This is a genomic window from Candidatus Defluviilinea gracilis (assembly GCF_057138825.1).
The window spans coordinates 317,719-334,605 of record NZ_DBNHEF010000074.1 but is presented as its reverse complement, the minus strand read 5'-3'; the positions used below and the strand labels follow the sequence as shown (position 1 = coordinate 334,605).

13 protein-coding genes are annotated in these 16,887 nt (G+C 53.2%); 11 read left to right on the top strand and 2 right to left on the bottom strand.

The annotated features are described in order from the left end of the window. The first annotated feature begins 74 nt into the window (after positions 1 to 74). From ade to AC16KF_RS14230, 8 genes are all read left to right on the top strand, one after another. Positions 75 to 1,862 (top strand): adenine deaminase, encoded by a 1,788-nt coding sequence (gene ade / locus AC16KF_RS14265; protein WP_484038002.1) that lies wholly within the window; start codon positions 75 to 77, stop codon positions 1,860 to 1,862. Beyond that, positions 1,862 to 2,581, top strand: a complete 720-nt coding sequence (locus tag AC16KF_RS14260; RefSeq protein WP_484038001.1) for a GntR family transcriptional regulator — start codon at positions 1,862 to 1,864, stop codon at positions 2,579 to 2,581. Before ade ends, AC16KF_RS14260 begins: the two co-directional genes overlap by 1 nt. Before the next feature lie 87 nt (positions 2,582 to 2,668). Then, positions 2,669 to 3,868 carry a YgeY family selenium metabolism-linked hydrolase gene (locus tag AC16KF_RS14255; protein ID WP_484038000.1) on the top strand — a complete coding sequence of 400 codons (1,200 nt, stop codon included), beginning with the start codon at positions 2,669 to 2,671 and terminating at the stop codon, positions 3,866 to 3,868. A gap of 54 nt (positions 3,869 to 3,922) precedes the next feature. After that, entirely contained in the window at positions 3,923 to 4,903 is a 981-nt protein-coding gene (locus AC16KF_RS14250) for an ornithine carbamoyltransferase (RefSeq protein ID WP_484037999.1), read from the top strand. A 246-nt stretch (positions 4,904 to 5,149) separates the two neighbouring features. Continuing rightward, the gene (gene arcC / locus AC16KF_RS14245; RefSeq protein ID WP_484037998.1) at positions 5,150 to 6,100 is read left to right on the top strand and encodes a carbamate kinase; all 951 of its coding nucleotides are present in this window, start codon (positions 5,150 to 5,152) and stop codon (positions 6,098 to 6,100) included. 92 nt (positions 6,101 to 6,192) lie between these two features. Continuing rightward, positions 6,193 to 6,543: a four helix bundle protein gene (locus tag AC16KF_RS14240; protein WP_484037997.1), complete on the top strand. Its 351-nt coding sequence runs from the start codon at positions 6,193 to 6,195 to the stop codon at positions 6,541 to 6,543. Between the two features lie 65 nt (positions 6,544 to 6,608). Next, positions 6,609 to 7,487: a polysaccharide deacetylase family protein gene (locus AC16KF_RS14235; protein WP_484037996.1), complete on the top strand. Its 879-nt coding sequence runs from the start codon at positions 6,609 to 6,611 to the stop codon at positions 7,485 to 7,487. Positions 7,488 to 7,646: 159 nt separating this feature from the next. After that, positions 7,647 to 8,690 carry a GNAT family N-acetyltransferase gene (locus AC16KF_RS14230; protein WP_484037995.1) on the top strand — a complete coding sequence of 348 codons (1,044 nt, stop codon included), beginning with the start codon at positions 7,647 to 7,649 and terminating at the stop codon, positions 8,688 to 8,690. Between the two features lie 54 nt (positions 8,691 to 8,744). Here AC16KF_RS14230 and AC16KF_RS14225 read toward each other — a convergent pair whose 3' ends face one another. Both AC16KF_RS14225 and AC16KF_RS14220 read right to left on the bottom strand, forming a co-directional pair. Continuing rightward, the gene (locus AC16KF_RS14225; protein ID WP_484037994.1) at positions 8,745 to 10,007 is read right to left on the bottom strand and encodes a metal-dependent hydrolase family protein; all 1,263 of its coding nucleotides are present in this window, start codon (positions 10,005 to 10,007) and stop codon (positions 8,745 to 8,747) included. A gap of 123 nt (positions 10,008 to 10,130) precedes the next feature. Then, on the bottom strand, positions 10,131 to 10,790 hold the full coding sequence (locus tag AC16KF_RS14220; protein WP_484037993.1) for a tyrosine-type recombinase/integrase: 660 nt from the start codon (positions 10,788 to 10,790) through the stop codon (positions 10,131 to 10,133). Positions 10,791 to 11,106: 316 nt separating this feature from the next. Between AC16KF_RS14220 and AC16KF_RS14215 the strand changes: the two genes are divergently transcribed. The 3 genes from AC16KF_RS14215 to AC16KF_RS14205 all read left to right on the top strand — a co-directional run bounded on the left by AC16KF_RS14215 (position 11,107) and on the right by AC16KF_RS14205 (position 16,778). Next, entirely contained in the window at positions 11,107 to 12,852 is a 1,746-nt protein-coding gene (locus tag AC16KF_RS14215; protein ID WP_484037992.1) for a DEAD/DEAH box helicase, read from the top strand. Positions 12,853 to 12,859: 7 nt separating this feature from the next. Further along, positions 12,860 to 14,878, top strand: a complete 2,019-nt coding sequence (locus AC16KF_RS14210; protein WP_484037991.1) for a UvrD-helicase domain-containing protein — start codon at positions 12,860 to 12,862, stop codon at positions 14,876 to 14,878. A gap of 76 nt (positions 14,879 to 14,954) precedes the next feature. Further along, a complete protein-coding gene (locus AC16KF_RS14205; RefSeq protein ID WP_484037990.1) occupies positions 14,955 to 16,778 on the top strand; it encodes an SWIM zinc finger family protein in 1,824 nt (607 codons plus the stop codon). Positions 16,779 to 16,887 lie beyond the last annotated feature (109 nt).

Below are 16,887 nucleotides of genomic sequence, written 5' to 3'. Positions count from 1 at the left end.
TTTAGACCCATCTTTTGTTTCTCACGCAGTTCAACTGCGTGAGAACGATACGCAATACGAACTACGGAGTATCAATGCCATCCTCCACAAAACTAACTTGTTCCCTTGTTGATATCGCCATGGGGCGCGCGCCCGCCGACCTTGTGATTCGCGGCGGCAGGTGGGTCAGCGTGCAATCCGGCGAGATCATCCCCGACACGGATATTGCCATCGTGGACGGTCACATTGCTTATGTTGGACGCGATGCGCAACACGCCATCGGCAAAAAGACGAAGGTCATCGAAGCGAAGGGACGTTTCCTCGTGCCGGGGTTGCTGGATGGACACATGCACGTCGAGTCGGGCATGGTCACCGTCACTGAGTTCGTGCGCGCGGTCGCGGCGCGCGGCACGACCGGCATGTTCATTGACCCGCACGAGATCGCCAACGTGTTCGGCTTGCGCGGCGTCAAGTTGATGGTGGACGAAGCGCAAAAGCAACCCATCCACGTGTGGGTGCAGATGCCGTCGTGCGTCCCCTCCGCGCCCGGGCTCGAAACGCCCGGCGCATCCATCGGACCGAAAGAGGTGGCGGCGGCGATGAAATGGAAGGGCATCATCGGCTTGGGCGAGATGATGAACTTTCCCGGCGTGTTCATGGGCGATAAAAACATGCTCGCTGAAATGTCGCTCACCCACGCGGCGGGCAAAACCATCGGCGGACATTACGCCTCGCCCGATCTGGGAATTCCATTTCATGGCTACGTGGCAGGCGGCGCGGAGGACGACCACGAAGGCACGCGCCTCGAAGACGCGGTGGCGCGCGTGCGACAGGGCATGAAATCCATGCTCCGTTACGGGTCGGCGTGGCACGATGTGGCCGCGCAGGTGAAGGCCATTACCGAAAAGAAACTTGATTCGCGCCGCTTCATCCTCTGCACCGACGACTCGCACGCGGGGACGTTGACAGGCGAAGGTCACATGGATCGCGTCCTGCGTCACGCCATCGAGCAGGGACTTCCGCCGATGACCGCGATTCAAATGATGACCATCAATACCGCCGAACATTTCGGCGTGAGCAAAGATATGGGTATGATCGCCCCCGGCCGCTGGGCGGATGTGGTGTTGGTGGAAGATTTGAAAAACTTCAAGGCGGATGTGGTGATTGCAAAAGGAAGAGTGATTGCAGAAAGTGGAACGTGGAAAGTGAATTTGTCGAAATTCACCTATCCCGCGTGGGTGAAGAATTCGGTGAAGTTGAAGAGGCGGTTGAAAGCCGAAGACTTTAAATTACAAGTCACAAGTCCAAGGTCACAGGTCAAAGCCAATGTAATTGGCATCATTGAAAACCATGCAGGCACGCGACATTTGACCTTCGACCTTCAACCCGAATACGGCGAGATCAAAGCCGACATCACCCGCGACCTCGCCAAGATTGCCCTCGTCGAACGTCACAAAGCCACGGGCGGCATCACGCTGGGGCTTGTCAGCGGGTTTGGATTCACCGCGAAATGCGCCATTGCGTCTACCGTCGCGCATGACTCGCATCACATGATCGTCGTCGGCACCGATGACGCGTCGATGGCGGTGGCAGGCAACACCTTGGCGCGAAGCGGAGGCGGGCAGGTCGTCGTCCGCAATGGCGAGGTGATCGGTCAAGTCGAGTTAAAAATCGCGGGGTTGATGTCCACCGAGAAAGCGGACATCGTGGCGCGCAAAGCCGAATCCATTTTGGAGGGATTTAAGATGTGTGGGTGCGAGTTGAATAACCCGAACATGCAATTGAGTTTGCTGGCGCTCGTGGTCATCCCCGAATTGCGGATCTCGGACAAAGGCTTGGTGGATGTGACGAAGTTTGAATTTATTCCCGTATTGGAGTCGTGATGGCAAATTTTCCCTTTCAACGATTGCAAGCCGATCTCGCAAAATTGATCGCGAAGACGCCCGCAGGTCAGCGCTTGATCTCGGAGCCTGAACTTGCGAAACAACTCGGCGTGTCGCGCGCCACGTTGCGCGAAGCGATGCGCACGTTCGAAACGCAAGGCGTGATTCGGCGTCGTCAAGGTTCTGGCACGTATGTGGTCGGCAAGATTCGAGCAATTGACGCGGGTCTTGAAAAACTCGAAAGTATCGAGACGATGGCGCGGCGCATGAACTTGGAAATCACCGTCAGCGATCTGCAGATCGAGCAATTCGATGCGGATGCCGACTCTGCAAAGGGACTCGGCGTCGCCGAAAAGACGCGCCTCACGCGCATCCAACGCGTGATCCGCGCCGACCGCCGTCCCGCCGCCTATTTGGTGGACATCCTGCCCGAGTCGATTCTCAAGCCGTCCGATCTGCCCTCCAACTTCAGCGGCTCTGTCCTCGACTTTCTGCTCGCCCGCGGCGACAAACTCGGAATCTCCCGCGCAGTCGTCGGCGCGACTAACGCCCATGCCGACGTTGCCAAGCCGCTCGAAATCCAACGCGATGATGTTCTGCTGAAGTTCGAGTCGCAGTTATTCGATCTCAAGAACAACGTGGTGGATTTTTCGGTGAGTTATTTTATTCCAGGCTATTTCCATTTCCACGTCAATCGGCGGGTAGGAAATACAAATTAAACACGAAGGACACGAAGTTCACAAAGGAAAACCATTGACTTATTCCTTTGTGTCCGTTGTGTCCTTCGTGGTAAAAAAGGAAAAACTATGACAAACAAACTACAAGAAATACAAAAGCGAGTCAACAACTCACGCGAAGAGATGATCCAGTTCATGCTCGAAATTTGCGAGATTCCGAGTATGGATTCCAAGATCGGCCCCGTCGGCGAGCGTGTTCAGGCAGAAATGAAGAAGTTGGGTTTCGACGAAGCCCGCTTCGACAAGATGGGCAACACCATCGGGCGCATCGGAAATGGGGAGCGAGTCATCGTCTATGATTCGCACATTGATACGGTTGGGGTGGGCGATCCGTCCATGTGGGGATGGGATCCGTTCAAAGGCAAAATTGAAAATGGTGTGCTTTATGCGCGCGGCGCGTGCGATGAAAAAGGCTCCACACCTGGGATGATCTACGGCTTGGCGATGGCGCGCGATCTCGGTCTGCTCGACGGCTGGACGGCGTATTACTTCGGCAACATGGAAGAATGGTGTGACGGCATCGCGCCCAACACGTTCGTTGAAGTTGACCCTGGCATCAAACCCGATTTTGTCGTCATCGGTGAGCCGACGAAGATGCTCACGTATCGCGGACACAAGGGGCGGCTCGAGATGAAGATCACGTCGAAGGGACGCAGCGCGCACGCCGCGTCGAATCATCTCGGCGACAACGCCATCTACAAATTACTTCCCATCATCGCGGGCATCCGCGATCTCGAACCGCAACTCGGCGACCATGAATTTCTCGGGCATGGCAAGATCACCGTCAGCGACATGCACGTCAAAACGCCGTCCATCAACGCGGTGCCTGATGAGGCGGTCATCTTCATTGATCGGCGCATGACGTTCGGCGAAACGAAGGAGCAGGTGCGGGCGCAGGTCGAGGCGTTGATTCCCAAGGAGTTCAAAGACAGCGTCAAACTTGAAGAACTTTTTTACGATGAGCCTTCGTATACGGGATTCGTTTTCCCTGTGGATAAATATTTCCCCGCGTGGGCATTGGAGGAAGACCATCCGCTCGTCCGCGCGGGACAGCTGGCGCGTGAACAAATCGGCTTGACTCCCGCCCCCAGCGGCAAGTGGAACTTCTCCACGAACGGAATCTACTGGGCGGGCAAAGCAGGCATCCCGTCAATCGGATTCGGTCCAGGCGACGAAGAGACCGCGCACACTGTCAACGATTCCGTCTCGCTCGAAGATATGGTCAAAGCGACGGAGTTCTACGCGATCTTGCCGAGTTTGATCAAGTAAAAATCTCACTAGTCGCTCTGCGACTATAAGACTAAAAAACCAGGAGACTAACTTATGCAAACCAACTTCAGAGGCCGCGATTTCATCGGCGACCTCGACTTCACCAAAGAGGAAGTCGAAACCGTTTTAGACGTGGCGTGGGATTTGAAACGCAAGCGCGCGCTCGGTGAACCGCACGCGTTGTTGCGCGACAAAGTCCTTGCCATGCTGTTCTTCTTCACGTCCACGCGCACACGCGGATCGTTCGAGGCGGGCATGGCACAACTCGGCGGACATGCCGCGTTCATTGACAGCGAAACGACTCAAATTTCGCACGGCGATACCGCGAAAGAGATCGGCGAAATTTTCGGTCGCTACTTCGACGGCATTGCCATCCGTCAATGCGACTGGCAATATGGCAATCAATATATCAACGAGGTTGCCAAAGCCAGCCGCGCGCCGATCCTCAACATGCAATGCGATGTGTATCATCCCTTCCAATGTCTGGCGGATATTATGACCGTCATCGAAAAGAAGGGACGCGACTTGAAGAAAAAGAAAGTCGTCGTCTCGTGGGCGTATGCCGCGTCGTACAGCAAACCGATCTCGGTGCCGCAATCGTTGATCCTGCAAATGACCCGCTTCGGTTGCGACGTGGTGCTGGCTCACCCGCCTGAGTTCAAACTCATGCCCGACATCATGCAACAGGCAAAGGACAACGCGAAGAAATACGGCGTCGGTTTCGATGTGACCGACAACATGGACGAAGCCTTCAAAGATGCGGATGTGGTGTATCCCAAGAGTTGGGGTCCGCTTCTCACAACGACAGGCAAAGAAGAAGGCAAAGCCCTGATTGACAAATACAAATCATGGATCACCGACGAGCGCCGCATGGGACTCACCAAGGAAGACTCGATCTACATGCACTGCCTCCCCGCCGACCGCGGACTCGAAGTCACCGACGGCGTGATAGACGGCAAACATTCGGTTGTCTACGATGAAGCCGAGAACCGCCTCCACGCGCAGAAAGCCGTGATGGCGTTGACGATGAGTTAGTTAGTCGAATAGTTTGATAGTCACATAGTCGGATAGCCAATAGACTCTATCGAAAATAAAAATGGGGACGCAGAAAAACGCTGACCAACGCTGATTCAAAGAACAAAATCTGCGTTTTCTGCGCGTTACGCGGTCAGCGTCCAAAATGGTTTGTTCGGCTTATTACCGATAAAGTCTAATGACTCTGGAGGCTGTGTGACTATCATATGACCACGAAACTACCGGACTATAAGACCAGGAGACTACATGACTAAACTAGCAGTCGTCGCCATCGGCGGCAATGCCCTCATCAAAGACGATAAGCGCGTCACCGTCGAAGATCAGGAAGTTGCGTTGCGCGAAACAGCCGTCCACCTCGCGGATATGATCGAGGCGGGCTGGGACCTCGCCATCGGTCACGGCAACGGGCCGCAAGTGGGGTTCATCCTGCGCCGCTCAGAGATCGCCGCGAAAGTGGAGGGGATGCATGAAGTCCCGCTTGATGTGTGTGGCGCGGACTCGCAGGGCGCGATCGGATATGAATTGCAACAAGCGTTGCGCAACGAATTTTTTAAACGCGGCATGGACAAGAAAGTCTGCACGATTGTCACGCAAGTGTTGGTGGATAAAGAAGACGCCGCGTTCAAAAAGCCGACCAAGCCGATTGGAAGTTTCATGGATGAAGCCGAGGCGAAGCGACGCGAAAAAGAGATGGGCTGGTCGGTGGTGGAAGATGCAGGCAGAGGCTGGAGGAGAGTCGTCGCGTCCCCGCTGCCGAAAGAGATCGTCGAGCTGGATGCGGTGAAGACGCTTCTTTCCGCAGGGCAGGTTGTCATCACCGTGGGCGGCGGGGGCATCCCCGTGATTGATCGCGGCGACGGTGAACTCGTCGGCACTGCCGCAGTCATTGACAAGGATTTCGCATCGTCACTGCTCGCGAGTTCGATCAACGCCGAAATTTTTATCGTCGCAACGGCGGTTGAAAAAGTGGCGATCAACTTCGGCAAGCCCGACCAGCAATGGCTCGACAAAATGACTCGCGCCGAAGCGCAGGCGTATCTCGAGGAAGGCAAACATTTCGCCAAAGGTTCGATGGCGCCGAAAGTGCAAGCCGCGATCCGTTATTTGGAAAACGGCGGCGGCGCGGCGATCATCACCAACCCCGAAAATATCGGGCGCGCGCTGAAGGGTGAAACGGGAACGTGGATCGTTAGATAGTTTGTTAGTTTGGTAGTTGAATAGTTTTGTAGTTGGGTGGTTGTGCGGCTTTGCGCCGAATGACCGCCCTTTATTATGTAAAGGAGGAACACATGGCAAAGATAAATCGTTTTGAGGATCTGCAGAGTTGGCAGAAGGCTCGCCAATTGGCTAACTACATTTATGATTTAACCGAACAGCCAAAGGTCTCAAAGGATTTTCGGTTGCGCGATCAGATTCAAGGCGCGGCGGGCTCCGTCATGCACAATATCGCTGAAGGATTTGATTCTGGAACCAACCCGAACTTCATCCGATTTCTGGAAATGTCGAGACGGTCTGCGAGTGAAGTACAATCCGAGTTGTATCTTGCTCTTGACCGTAAATACATCACCGATGAAAACCTCAACGCCGCATATTCTCTCGCGACCGAATCGAAACGGCTCATCAACGGCATGATCGGATAGTTGAGGAAATCATCACCGCCGAGCAAGTAACTACATAACGATCAAACTACGAAACTACTGAACTGATGTCCATTTCTCCCCGCGTCTTATTGAGCATTGATTACGAACCCGTCTTCGCGTTGTTCCGTCACTACGATCATATCCGCGACAAAACGATTCGCCGCGACATGGATGGCAGATTCACCTCCCGCGCGATCGATTCGATCCTCGACCAACTCGGCGATTCCAAAGCCAGCATCTATCTCGTTGGCGAGATCGCGGAGTGGTATCCCGACGTGCCGCAAAAAATTGTGGACGCGGGTCACGAACTCGGTCTGCATTGCCAGTTCCATCGTCCGTTGGTAAACGTGGATCAACTCGCAAATGATTTGCGTGACTCGTCCGCGTGGTGCAAACAATATAATGTGCAAGGCTATCGCGCCCCAATGGTCGGCATCAGCGAGGCGGCGTATCCGCTGCTCGAATCGTTCGGCTTCCAATATAGTTCGTCCATCTATGCGCCCGCTGGCACGCTGTTGCAAAAAGGAAAGATGTGGGAGATTCCCGTCAGCACATGGCGGACGCGCGATGCTCATGAAAATTTTGTCGCGCCGCGCGATTTCTCGTTCAAACTTTTGCTCGGTGGAGAATTTCCCTACGGCTCAAGCTTCAGCATCGGTTTCACGCCTCGCCGCATTCTTTCCATCATCGAAGAAGAACTCAAGCGCGGACATTCCCCCGTCATCATCATGCACCCCTACGAGCTGGTGAAGCCTCCCTCCTCTTCACGCCTCACACGCGACCTGATTCGGAATCCCCACCTCGTCCCTTTTCTCTGGGACAAGTCTCCGTTCTTGCGAAACTTGTTGAGGAGTTTCCCAACTTCATCGTTGAAATCGTATCTTGATGAGGTGATCTCCGATTCCATGACGGGGATTGCTTCGCCACTTCGTGGCTCGCAATGACGGGGCGAAGTATTCGTAGGGCGGGTTTTCAACCCGCCATGTGTCAAATGGCAGAAGAGCGTCAGGCTTAAAGCCTGACCTACAATTACCTTATGCAAAAGGTCTAACAAATATTTGTGTAGGATCGCGTTCTCTAACACGCGATTGATGAGAAATTAAGTGACCAACCTTGAAGTCAAAAAACTCTCCTTCAACTCACCTCTGCGCGTGCCAGAGTCTCTTTCGTTCGCCGCGACGTTCACCGCCCTCGATTCGTGGACTGGTCTCGTAAAAGAAATTTACGGCTATGAAACCTATCGCTTTGAAGCCGTGAAAAATAATGAAGTCACAGGCATCCTCGCCCTCACGCATGTTCGACATCCCATCTTTGGAAATTATCTGGCAACGTCCCCGTTCGGCTCGTTCGGCGGATTTGCATTTTCCTCCGCCGAAGCGCGCGATGGACTTTTAGAAGAAGCTCAGAAACTTGCCGATGAGTTGAAGGTTGAATACGTCGTCGTTCGATTTATGGAAGATAACAACGCGCCTCCCCCGTCGTGGATTCAAAACCCGATCTACTCCACCTATTTGCTTGACCTCCCATCCAATCCCGAAGATCTGATGCAAACATTCGGTCACCAACACCGCAAACACACGCGCCAGTCACTGCGCAAGGGATTCAAAGTTACGTTTGGTCAACTCGAATTGCTGGATGAAACTTACGAGGCATTAGCGCAGAGTATGCACGAACTTGGCTCGCCTTATCATTCAATGAAATACTTGCAGACGATGGCATCCCTGCTTGGAGATAAACTCGAATTTATTGTCATCAAAACCGCGGACGATTCACTCGTCGGGAGTGCGGTGCTTGCCTATCACGAAGATACCGCGACAAATTTACACGCGAACATCCTGCACAAATATCGCGCGGAGTATGCGGGCGAGTGTTTGTACTGGAACATCCTTGAGCATTACATCCAAAAAGGAATCAAAGTCTGCGACATGGGACGCAGCTTGAATGGTTCAGGTAATGAGACCTTCAAATTCAAGTGGAAGCCGCGCAAAGTTCCGCTGGCGTATTGGTATTATCTGCCGAAAGGCGGAGAGATCCCTGAGTTGAATCAGAAAAGCCCGAAGTTTCAGTTTGCGATCTGGCTGTGGAAGCGATTACCTGCCTTCGCCGTGCGGATGTTGGGTCCGCATTTGATTCGGGGGATCGTGTGATTCGCGTGGAGCTAGTTCTGCCTGTCTAACCCGAATAGACAAATCAGTTAACGCCTAACGAATCGTCAACACCTGTTTCGCCAACAATTCATTCGGCAAAACGCTCCCCGCATGGCTCGCCGCCACTTCCCCATCTTTCATTACCAGTCGCAAACTCTCTTTATCCGCCAGCGCGCGCAAATCCTCCAGCGGATTCTTCTCGTGCGCGATTAGGTCGGCGACCTTGCCTGCTTCGAGCGTGCCCAGCCACGAATCCCAGCCCAGGGCTTTCGCCGCATTGCCTGTCGCCGCAACGAGCGCTTCCATCTTCGAAAGACCCGCCTGCTCCATCCAATATATTTCGAGCGCGTTCTCGCCGTGATAATTCAACGGCGTGCCCACATCCGAACCCATCGCAACCCGCGCGCCGGTCTCGTGCGCCGCCTTCAAACTTTTTGCCGCATCGCCCTGTGAATCGACATTCTTCCGCATGATCCAGTCGGGGATGTTCGATTTCTCCGCCAAAATAATATCCCACCCCGCTTTCAAGGTCGGCACCAAAAAGACCCCGCGTTGCGCCATCAGGCGGATCACGCCAGGGTCGCGATGCAAATACGTTCCATGCTCCAGCGTGGTCACGCCCGCTTCCACCGCTTTGCGAATCCCGTCAATGCCGTGCGCGTGCATGGCCACCGGCTTGCCAAACTTTTTTGCCTCATCCACCAGCGCTTGAATTTCATCCTCATTGAAATGCGTCACACCGGGCGCGCCGCTTTCCACCAACACCGCTCCCGTCACGCCCATCTTGATCACATCCGCGCCATGCTTCACCTGTTCGCGCACCGCCTTGCGCACCTCGTCCACGCCATCTGCCACGCGATACATGCCCGCGTAATACTCCGCGCCCGCTTCGGTGATGGAAATGAATCGCCCCGCCAAACACAGGCGCGGACCCGCAAAATCACCGCGTTGGATGGAACGACGGACATCGAATTCGAGTTCGCTCCAGCCGCCAAGATCGCGCGCAGTGGTGATTCCCGCCGCGAGATTCTTTTGCGCGTTCGAGAGAATCTTCAACGCCATCTGCCCTGTCGGCGCATAGAACTGACTGTCCGCTTCACCCGAGCCGGAGAGATGGACATGCGTGTCGATGAGACCCGGCAGGATGTACGCGCCATTCAAATCAAGCGTGATGGATTCGCCGCCCGCTTCGCCCTCCCAAGTGGAGGCTGGTCCGGCATAGGAGATTTTTCCATCGCGTATGGCAATGACCGCATCCGCGACCGGCTTGCGCCCGGTCCCGTCGATGAGGGTGAAATGTTTCAGGAGGGTATCCATATCGAAGTCGCGAGAGAAGCGGGATTACATCCAACCTGATTGTATCCGCAAAACGAAAACCCGCCACAGTGGGCGGGCGTGTGCCGAGGGGGAGATTCGGACTCCCGACCAAGGGCTTATGAGTTAGACACACAATGGACAATAATTTTTGCCCACATATGTATGTAAAACTCTGCTTTTGTCAACACTCTTGCCTATATATGGCGGTATTTTTGGATGATTATCATTTTGATAATCCCTTGCACATGAAATGCAGATATATTGATAATATAATACCGCTAGGCGCATGCCAGTATCCAGTAATACTAGAAGCGATGCTTTATCGCGCGCATCGGAGAGTTTTCCCCGCTTGCAGGTTTCCAACATGGTCTTGATCGTTTCGATACTTACCGGATCCAGCGGTTCGAGAGGCACGAAAGGCGCATCAACCTTGTTGATCGGGTTGCGCCAGTTCTCCGGCTCGATTTCGCGTTCATACCATTTCAAAAAGGTTTTGACGGAACGATAATAGCCATGAACTCCAGCGGGACGATGCCCATTTTCATCGAGTGAGATCAGGAATTGACGGATCATGTCGGCACTAATCTGGCTTACGTTGGCTACATTGTTTTCCAAGCAGAACCTGGCAAAGGTATTGAGTTTCTTGCTGTAAAACTCGATGGCGCCGCCGGCAAGATTGCGGGAACGGCAGGCATGCAGGTAAATGCCGATCCACTTTCGCAGATCGTCAGTCTGGTAGATTTCCAGGTTGGGAGATTTGGTGAGAAAGGTGTTTGTTTCCATTCAGTGGGCGCAAGAATATCCGAATGGAAATGGGGGTGGGGAGTTGGTGTCGGTAATTTTTCGTTATTGTTACAAGCTGAATTTAGCCTTAAGGATCCTATTTTATCCTTGCGTGATTATTCACGTAATGAATACCATTTCAAATCAAGGCGAATAGCCTTTCGTCTTTTTACATTCCCGCCTGGAAACGAATGCGCGATTTTCAATATCATTTGATGCGACCATTCGTTTTCGTGCATAGTCTTGGAAGAATACTGGACAGCGTGATGTAGTTTTCTCCAAACCATCTTGCAGGTACAATGGAGGCTATCACACTATGGACGACTCGACTCCAGAATTCCTGAAAAGGCTCCGAAAATTTGTTCAAGCCGAAGCGGACGCTCAATATCGCGCCCTGGAAAAACAATGGTCGCATCCGCTTCAGGAGCGGGTTGCAAGAGGCTGGGCAATCGAAGGACTGCGCGTCGAACAGGTGAAGAACGGGATTATCCGCCTCTCGTGCATCACCAACGACTCGCGCTTTCGTGAAGGCGATCTGGTCTTGCTGCACCGTGATGATCCCCACGATCCGGACGCCCTGCATTGTGAACTGCAGTACGACGGGGAAACCGACCTCGAAGTCAGCCTGATTCGCGGCAATGAAGTTTTTCTTGCTTCCAACCCTGAGAGTTGGATCATGGATCAGGATTGGTTCGACGCCAGCCCGTTTTACCTGGAGGCGCTGAACGCTGTTGCTGATTCACAGTTGGGACGCTCTACGATCCTGCCATTGCTTCAAGGCTCCCTCTCTCCAAAAATAGACTATGCCCGCTACGAGCGCGCCCGGAGCGAATTACAAAATGCCGGACTCAATGACAGCCAAATGGAGGCGGTAGCGCTCTCGTATGCAACCGACCTCCTACACTTGATTCAAGGTCCGCCCGGCACTGGCAAGACTCTTATGCTTGCACATCTTGCGCGTCTTCTCGTAAAAGATGGACGCCGCGTCTTCGTCACTGCCCTTACCCACCGCGCCATCCACAATGCGCTGAATAAAATCTCGCAAGTGGACGATTCGATTCCCGTCTGCAAGATCGGCGAAGGACGGCATGCAAGCGATCTCAATGTTCCGAACTTTGAGAGATTCGATCAATCGCGCTTTGGAGAAAACAGCGGCGGGTATGTGATCGGCGCCACACCATTTGCCCTGCAATCCAGAAGATTATCCGGTGTTGAATTCGACGTGGCGCTGTTCGACGAAGCCTCGCAAATCACTTTGCCGCTGGCGATCATGGGAATGCTGGCGGGCAGTAAATATGTTTTCATCGGGGACGAAAAGCAACTGCCCCCGGTCACGGTATTTTCGGCGACGGAAGCCACACAGGCATCCATATTCGGTTATCTCGCAGGTCGTGGAAACGAAACCATGCTGGATGTGACCTACCGCTTGAATGATACTCTGACAGAATGGCCCAGCCGAACCTTTTATCGCAACGAACTCAAGTCAAGCGAAGAGGCAGCGGGAAGGCGTTTGAATTTATCGCCAGAAACGACTCGCTGGGATTTTGCCTTGGATCCCGCTTCGCCTGCGGTCTTTCTCGATCTCTGCCACCAAAATACGACTGTGCGTAGCCGTATCGAAGCGGATGTTGTCATGGAGTTGATCCTGTCCCTGTTCATGCGGGACGTATCTCCGGAAGACATTGGCGTGGTTGTGCCCTATCGCGCTCAAAGCCGCTTGATACGCAGCCTGATTCGCAGAAATCTGCTGGAGAACGATCTTGCTAACCGCCTCGTAGTAGATACGGTCGAGCGGATGCAGGGACAGGAACGCGAGGTGATTATCGTCTCTTTCGCCACTGCCAGCGCTAAATTTGCCGCGCAGGTTGCAGATTTCCTGTTCCAACCCCAGCGTCTAAATGTAGCCGTGACACGCCCGCGCACCAAGTTGATCCTGGTCGGCAGTCATCACATGCTTGATGCCGATCAATATGACGGAACCCATCAAGAAACAATGGTCATGGTTCGGAACTTGATTGACGGTTGTCATGCCATCACTGTACCCGATGGCAGATTAGACTGAAAACGTCATGGCTCACATCCTGCCCGACACCCCGCCTCAAACCATACCGAAGGAAGTTCTGCAAGTCTTTCGCGCGCTAAAATCCCTGCCCGATACCTACTTCATCTGGCATCACCTTGCGCCGTGGCAAATTGACGCGCCTGATTTTCTTGTGCTGGATGAACTTGGCAAAGCGTTGTTAATCAAGGTCAGTTCTGCGGCAACGGATCAGGCTGATACCGCCGCACAGATGTTACTCCTCGCAAACGAACGCAAACCTTTGGGACAGGATGAAAATGCCTTGCTGGAGAAATTCATCCGTGAATTGAAACTGCCTTCGGACCAGAAGATTGAAACGCTGGTGATTTTCCCAAACATTCCACAGAAACGAGTGCTGGCAAGCCGTCTGGATCGAAAATCTGGAGAAGCCCATTGGATTGGAAAAGAACCGCTTCAATCAGATACCAGCCCTGTATTGGACAAGTATTTGCCATCCACGCCTCTGGATTCGATCTGGCTGGAAAAACTTCGCCAGCGCTTCACCCCCGAGGTGGTTGTTCCGGCTGAGATGACCGTCCGCCCGGCCTTTGAGCGGCGCATGGCAGCCGGCTTGACCAATTACCTGCTGGATTACGATCAGGAAGCGGCGGTCAAATCAGATCTCGAACTGCCAGCCGACGATCAGCCTCTTCCCGGCGATCTGCGGCTCAACATCATTAACGGCGTCACCGGCAGCGGCAAGACGCTTATCCTGTTGTATCGTCTACGCCTGTTGTACCATCTGTATCCAAATAAGCGTTTCCTGGTTCTGACACATAACCGCCCGTTGAGCCGCGATATGGAAGGACGCTTCGCCCGCCTTGAAGGTCGCTCCCCAAAAAATATCGAATGGCGGACGTTCAACGGCTGGTGTTATCATCATTGGCTCCATGAGCCAAAATGGATCGAGCCTCTCAAACTCACTGCCCGCAGGAGGATTATCGAGGAAATTTGGCGGAGCCATTTGCAAGACTCGACCATTTCAACAAGCATGTTCCAGAATGAATTGGATTGGCTGAAAGACCAGGTCCCACTCTCCCGCGAGGAATATCTCAACGCCGACCGCCGCGGGCGCGGGTTTCCATTGAACGCGGAACAGCGTCAGCAGGTGTTCGATGCAGCGCAGGAGTATCAGGCATCCCTGAAGAAAAGAGGCGCATTGGATTGGGGCGACATCCCCCAACTCCTTTGGCAATTCTCTGAAAGCGGTCGGGTGCAATTGCCAGAGTACGATATCGTCCTCATTGATGAAGCCCAGTTCTTTGCGCCATTGTGGATGCGCTTGATCCAGAAATCGCTTAATCCACAAAATGGACATCTTTTCGTCGTGGCGGATCCGACGCAGGGATTTTTAGGGCGCGGCGCTTCGTGGAAATCGCTTGGACTGGAAGCGCGCGGGCATACTCATCATCTACGTCGCAGTTATCGCACGACGCGTGAGATCTTGCAGTTTGCCACCCTGCTGTATCGCCTGCGCCTGGCGGAGGAAAAAGACGATGATATTCTTGCTCCAGATTTGCTCAATATGCCCAATGGAAAGTTCCCGCAAATCATCAGCCTCACTAGCCCTCAAGATGAGATTGCGCGCGTCGCTAACGAAGTACAGAGTCTCGTGAAGCAGGGATTTCCAAAGAAACAAATGCTTTTACTGCACGGCGATGGATGGGGCGTGAACAATCTTATTCAGGCAATTGATGACCGACTCGGGAAAAACGCCGCGTTGGACCCGAAGGATAATTATCCCGGCGATTATGTGCGGGTGACCACCATCAATGCCGGCGCGGGATTGGAAAGCCCGATTGTTTTTCTGGTTGGTTTACGCTTGTTATTTGAACAGGAGCAATCCCTGCGGCTTTCAGACGGAGAGCGGGAAGGGCTGATCCGCGACAATACCCGCAAACTCTATATGGCAACAACAAGGGCAGGTCAACGATTGGTGTTGACGTATTCCGGCGAGTTACCGGAGGTGTTGAAGTCAGCGCTGGAGATGAAAACGTCACTGGCATAATTATTTCATGTCTTATAGATTAAATGACGCAACAGGCGCAAGATACAATCCTCACTAATAGCTGATAAAGGCAAAGATGAAAGTACCTAAAATCACGGAAAGCATAATTCGCGCGGGAGCCAGCCCGGAAAGTTTTCGGCGCGGCAAGGAATATTTTGAGGAAGGCGCGATCTCGAATACCGCCATTCAAGACACGGTGTTGAGCGGCGAATGCGCTGGCACATATTCGCCCTATTATCGGGCGCAAGCGGAACTGGATGAGGCGGGCATTGCCGATGCATCCTGTACGTGCCTCTACGAATATGGCGGCTACTGCAAACACATCGTTGCCCTGTTGCTCGCCTACTTGCATCATCCAAAATCATTCACCATGCGCAAAGCGCCTGAGGAACTTCTAGCCGATCTGGATCGTGACGATCTCACCGCGATATTAACCAAAATGATCCAAGAACAGCCCGACCTGTATGATCGGATCGAAGCCATAACAGCTGTCCCTTCGAAATCCAAAAAGAAGCGCAGGAAAAAAGTGGATATCGAAGTCTATCGCCGCCGTATTCTCAGCATCGCCCACAGCTTGGATGGCATGAGAATGTCGGAAGCGTACTGGCATGTGGGCGGACTGGCGAATCAATTGCGCGAAGTGCAGGAATCCGCCATGAAATTCCTGGATGCTGGGGACGCCGAGACGGCGCATGAAATTCTGCTTGTATTGCTTGAGGAGTCCAGCCGAGGTATTGAATATATTGACGACTCGGACGGCGAATTGGGCGGTTTTGTGGGCGATCTGGGCCCGTCGTTGGCTGAAGCCATTTTGAGCATGGAACTCAGCCAAGTCGAACGCGACAGGCTGGTCCGCAGGCTGGAGAAGTTGATCGATTACGCCGGCGATTATGGGATGGAAGGCAACTTGGATACTGCCGTTCAAGCCGCGAAGTATGGATGGGGAGATGTCCCTAAAAAGATGGAACCTGTTCGAAGAATAGCCTCAAAATTTGATGAGGACGAAGAACCGGATGATTGGGATGAAGACAAGGATTGGGACGAGGAAGACGACGATGAGTTCAGTAAATGGGGTCTTCCTATTATGTCGGGCATCGATGATCTCACTGAAGCCAAATTGAACGTGCTGGATCGGCAGGGACGCACCGAAGAATATCTTGCCCTGTGCAAGAAAGAAGAACGTCATCTGCGTTATGCCCTCAAACTGTGCGATCTCAAGCAAGCAGTAGATGCGGTGAAATACGCCAAAAAGCATCTGACCACTGCCGAAGAGACTCTGGAGGTAGCCCGCCGCTTGCGAGAGTTGCGCCTCGTGGCTGAGGCTATTGAAGTCGGTGAACACGGCATAAAACTGAAAGGATCAAAAGCAGGGCTAGGGGAATGGCTGGGACCTGTGGAAGAGGCGCAAGGACGGACAAAACAAGCGCTGACAGCCTGGTTGGCTGCATTTGTTGAGCATCCATCGCTGGAAACTTATAAGACGATCAAGCGATTGGCTGGTTCAGGCTGGAGAAGTTTGCGCCCGGAGGCGATGGCAAAACTTCGCAAGTCGTATGACAAGCAGGTTTTGGCAGAAGTACATTTGCTGGAAGAAGAGTGGGATGAGGCAATCCAAGTAGCCGAGGGACGCGACGTATGGTATCCCGTTGTCGAAACAGTGGCTGATGGGGTTATGCAGCATCGTCCAGAATGGGTTGCCAAGATCAGTTTGAAGCACGCGGAACGCCTGATGTCCGAGGCCAAAAGCAAGAATTACCCAATTGCCACGGCTTGGCTCAAACGCGTGAAACAAGCTTACAAACTGCTTAGAAAAACGGATGAATGGAAGGACTATTTGGAAGAAACTAGGGGAAAATACAAGCGGAGGCCGGCATTGCAAAACCAACTAACACGATTGTAGTTAGGCTGGTATTTGTTGGTTTTCGATAAACCAGCGATGCAAATGATTGCCCTTTTCCTAAAAGTGTTTTTGGATAATTCGGTTTGTCCTCGGCTAGTTCAGGCAATGA

Coding starts and splice junctions, on each gene's coding strand:
- ade (WP_484038002.1), top strand. CDS start 75: ATGCCATCCTCCACAAAACTAACTTGTTCCCTTGTTGATATCGCCATG.
- AC16KF_RS14260 (WP_484038001.1), top strand. CDS start 1,862: ATGGCAAATTTTCCCTTTCAACGATTGCAAGCCGATCTCGCAAAATTG.
- AC16KF_RS14255 (WP_484038000.1), top strand. CDS start 2,669: ATGACAAACAAACTACAAGAAATACAAAAGCGAGTCAACAACTCACGC.
- AC16KF_RS14250 (WP_484037999.1), top strand. CDS start 3,923: ATGCAAACCAACTTCAGAGGCCGCGATTTCATCGGCGACCTCGACTTC.
- arcC (WP_484037998.1), top strand. CDS start 5,150: ATGACTAAACTAGCAGTCGTCGCCATCGGCGGCAATGCCCTCATCAAA.
- AC16KF_RS14240 (WP_484037997.1), top strand. CDS start 6,193: ATGGCAAAGATAAATCGTTTTGAGGATCTGCAGAGTTGGCAGAAGGCT.
- AC16KF_RS14235 (WP_484037996.1), top strand. CDS start 6,609: ATGTCCATTTCTCCCCGCGTCTTATTGAGCATTGATTACGAACCCGTC.
- AC16KF_RS14225 (WP_484037994.1), bottom strand. CDS start 10,007: ATGGATACCCTCCTGAAACATTTCACCCTCATCGACGGGACCGGGCGC.
- AC16KF_RS14220 (WP_484037993.1), bottom strand. CDS start 10,790: ATGGAAACAAACACCTTTCTCACCAAATCTCCCAACCTGGAAATCTAC.
- AC16KF_RS14215 (WP_484037992.1), top strand. CDS start 11,107: ATGGACGACTCGACTCCAGAATTCCTGAAAAGGCTCCGAAAATTTGTT.
- AC16KF_RS14210 (WP_484037991.1), top strand. CDS start 12,860: ATGGCTCACATCCTGCCCGACACCCCGCCTCAAACCATACCGAAGGAA.
- AC16KF_RS14205 (WP_484037990.1), top strand. CDS start 14,955: ATGAAAGTACCTAAAATCACGGAAAGCATAATTCGCGCGGGAGCCAGC.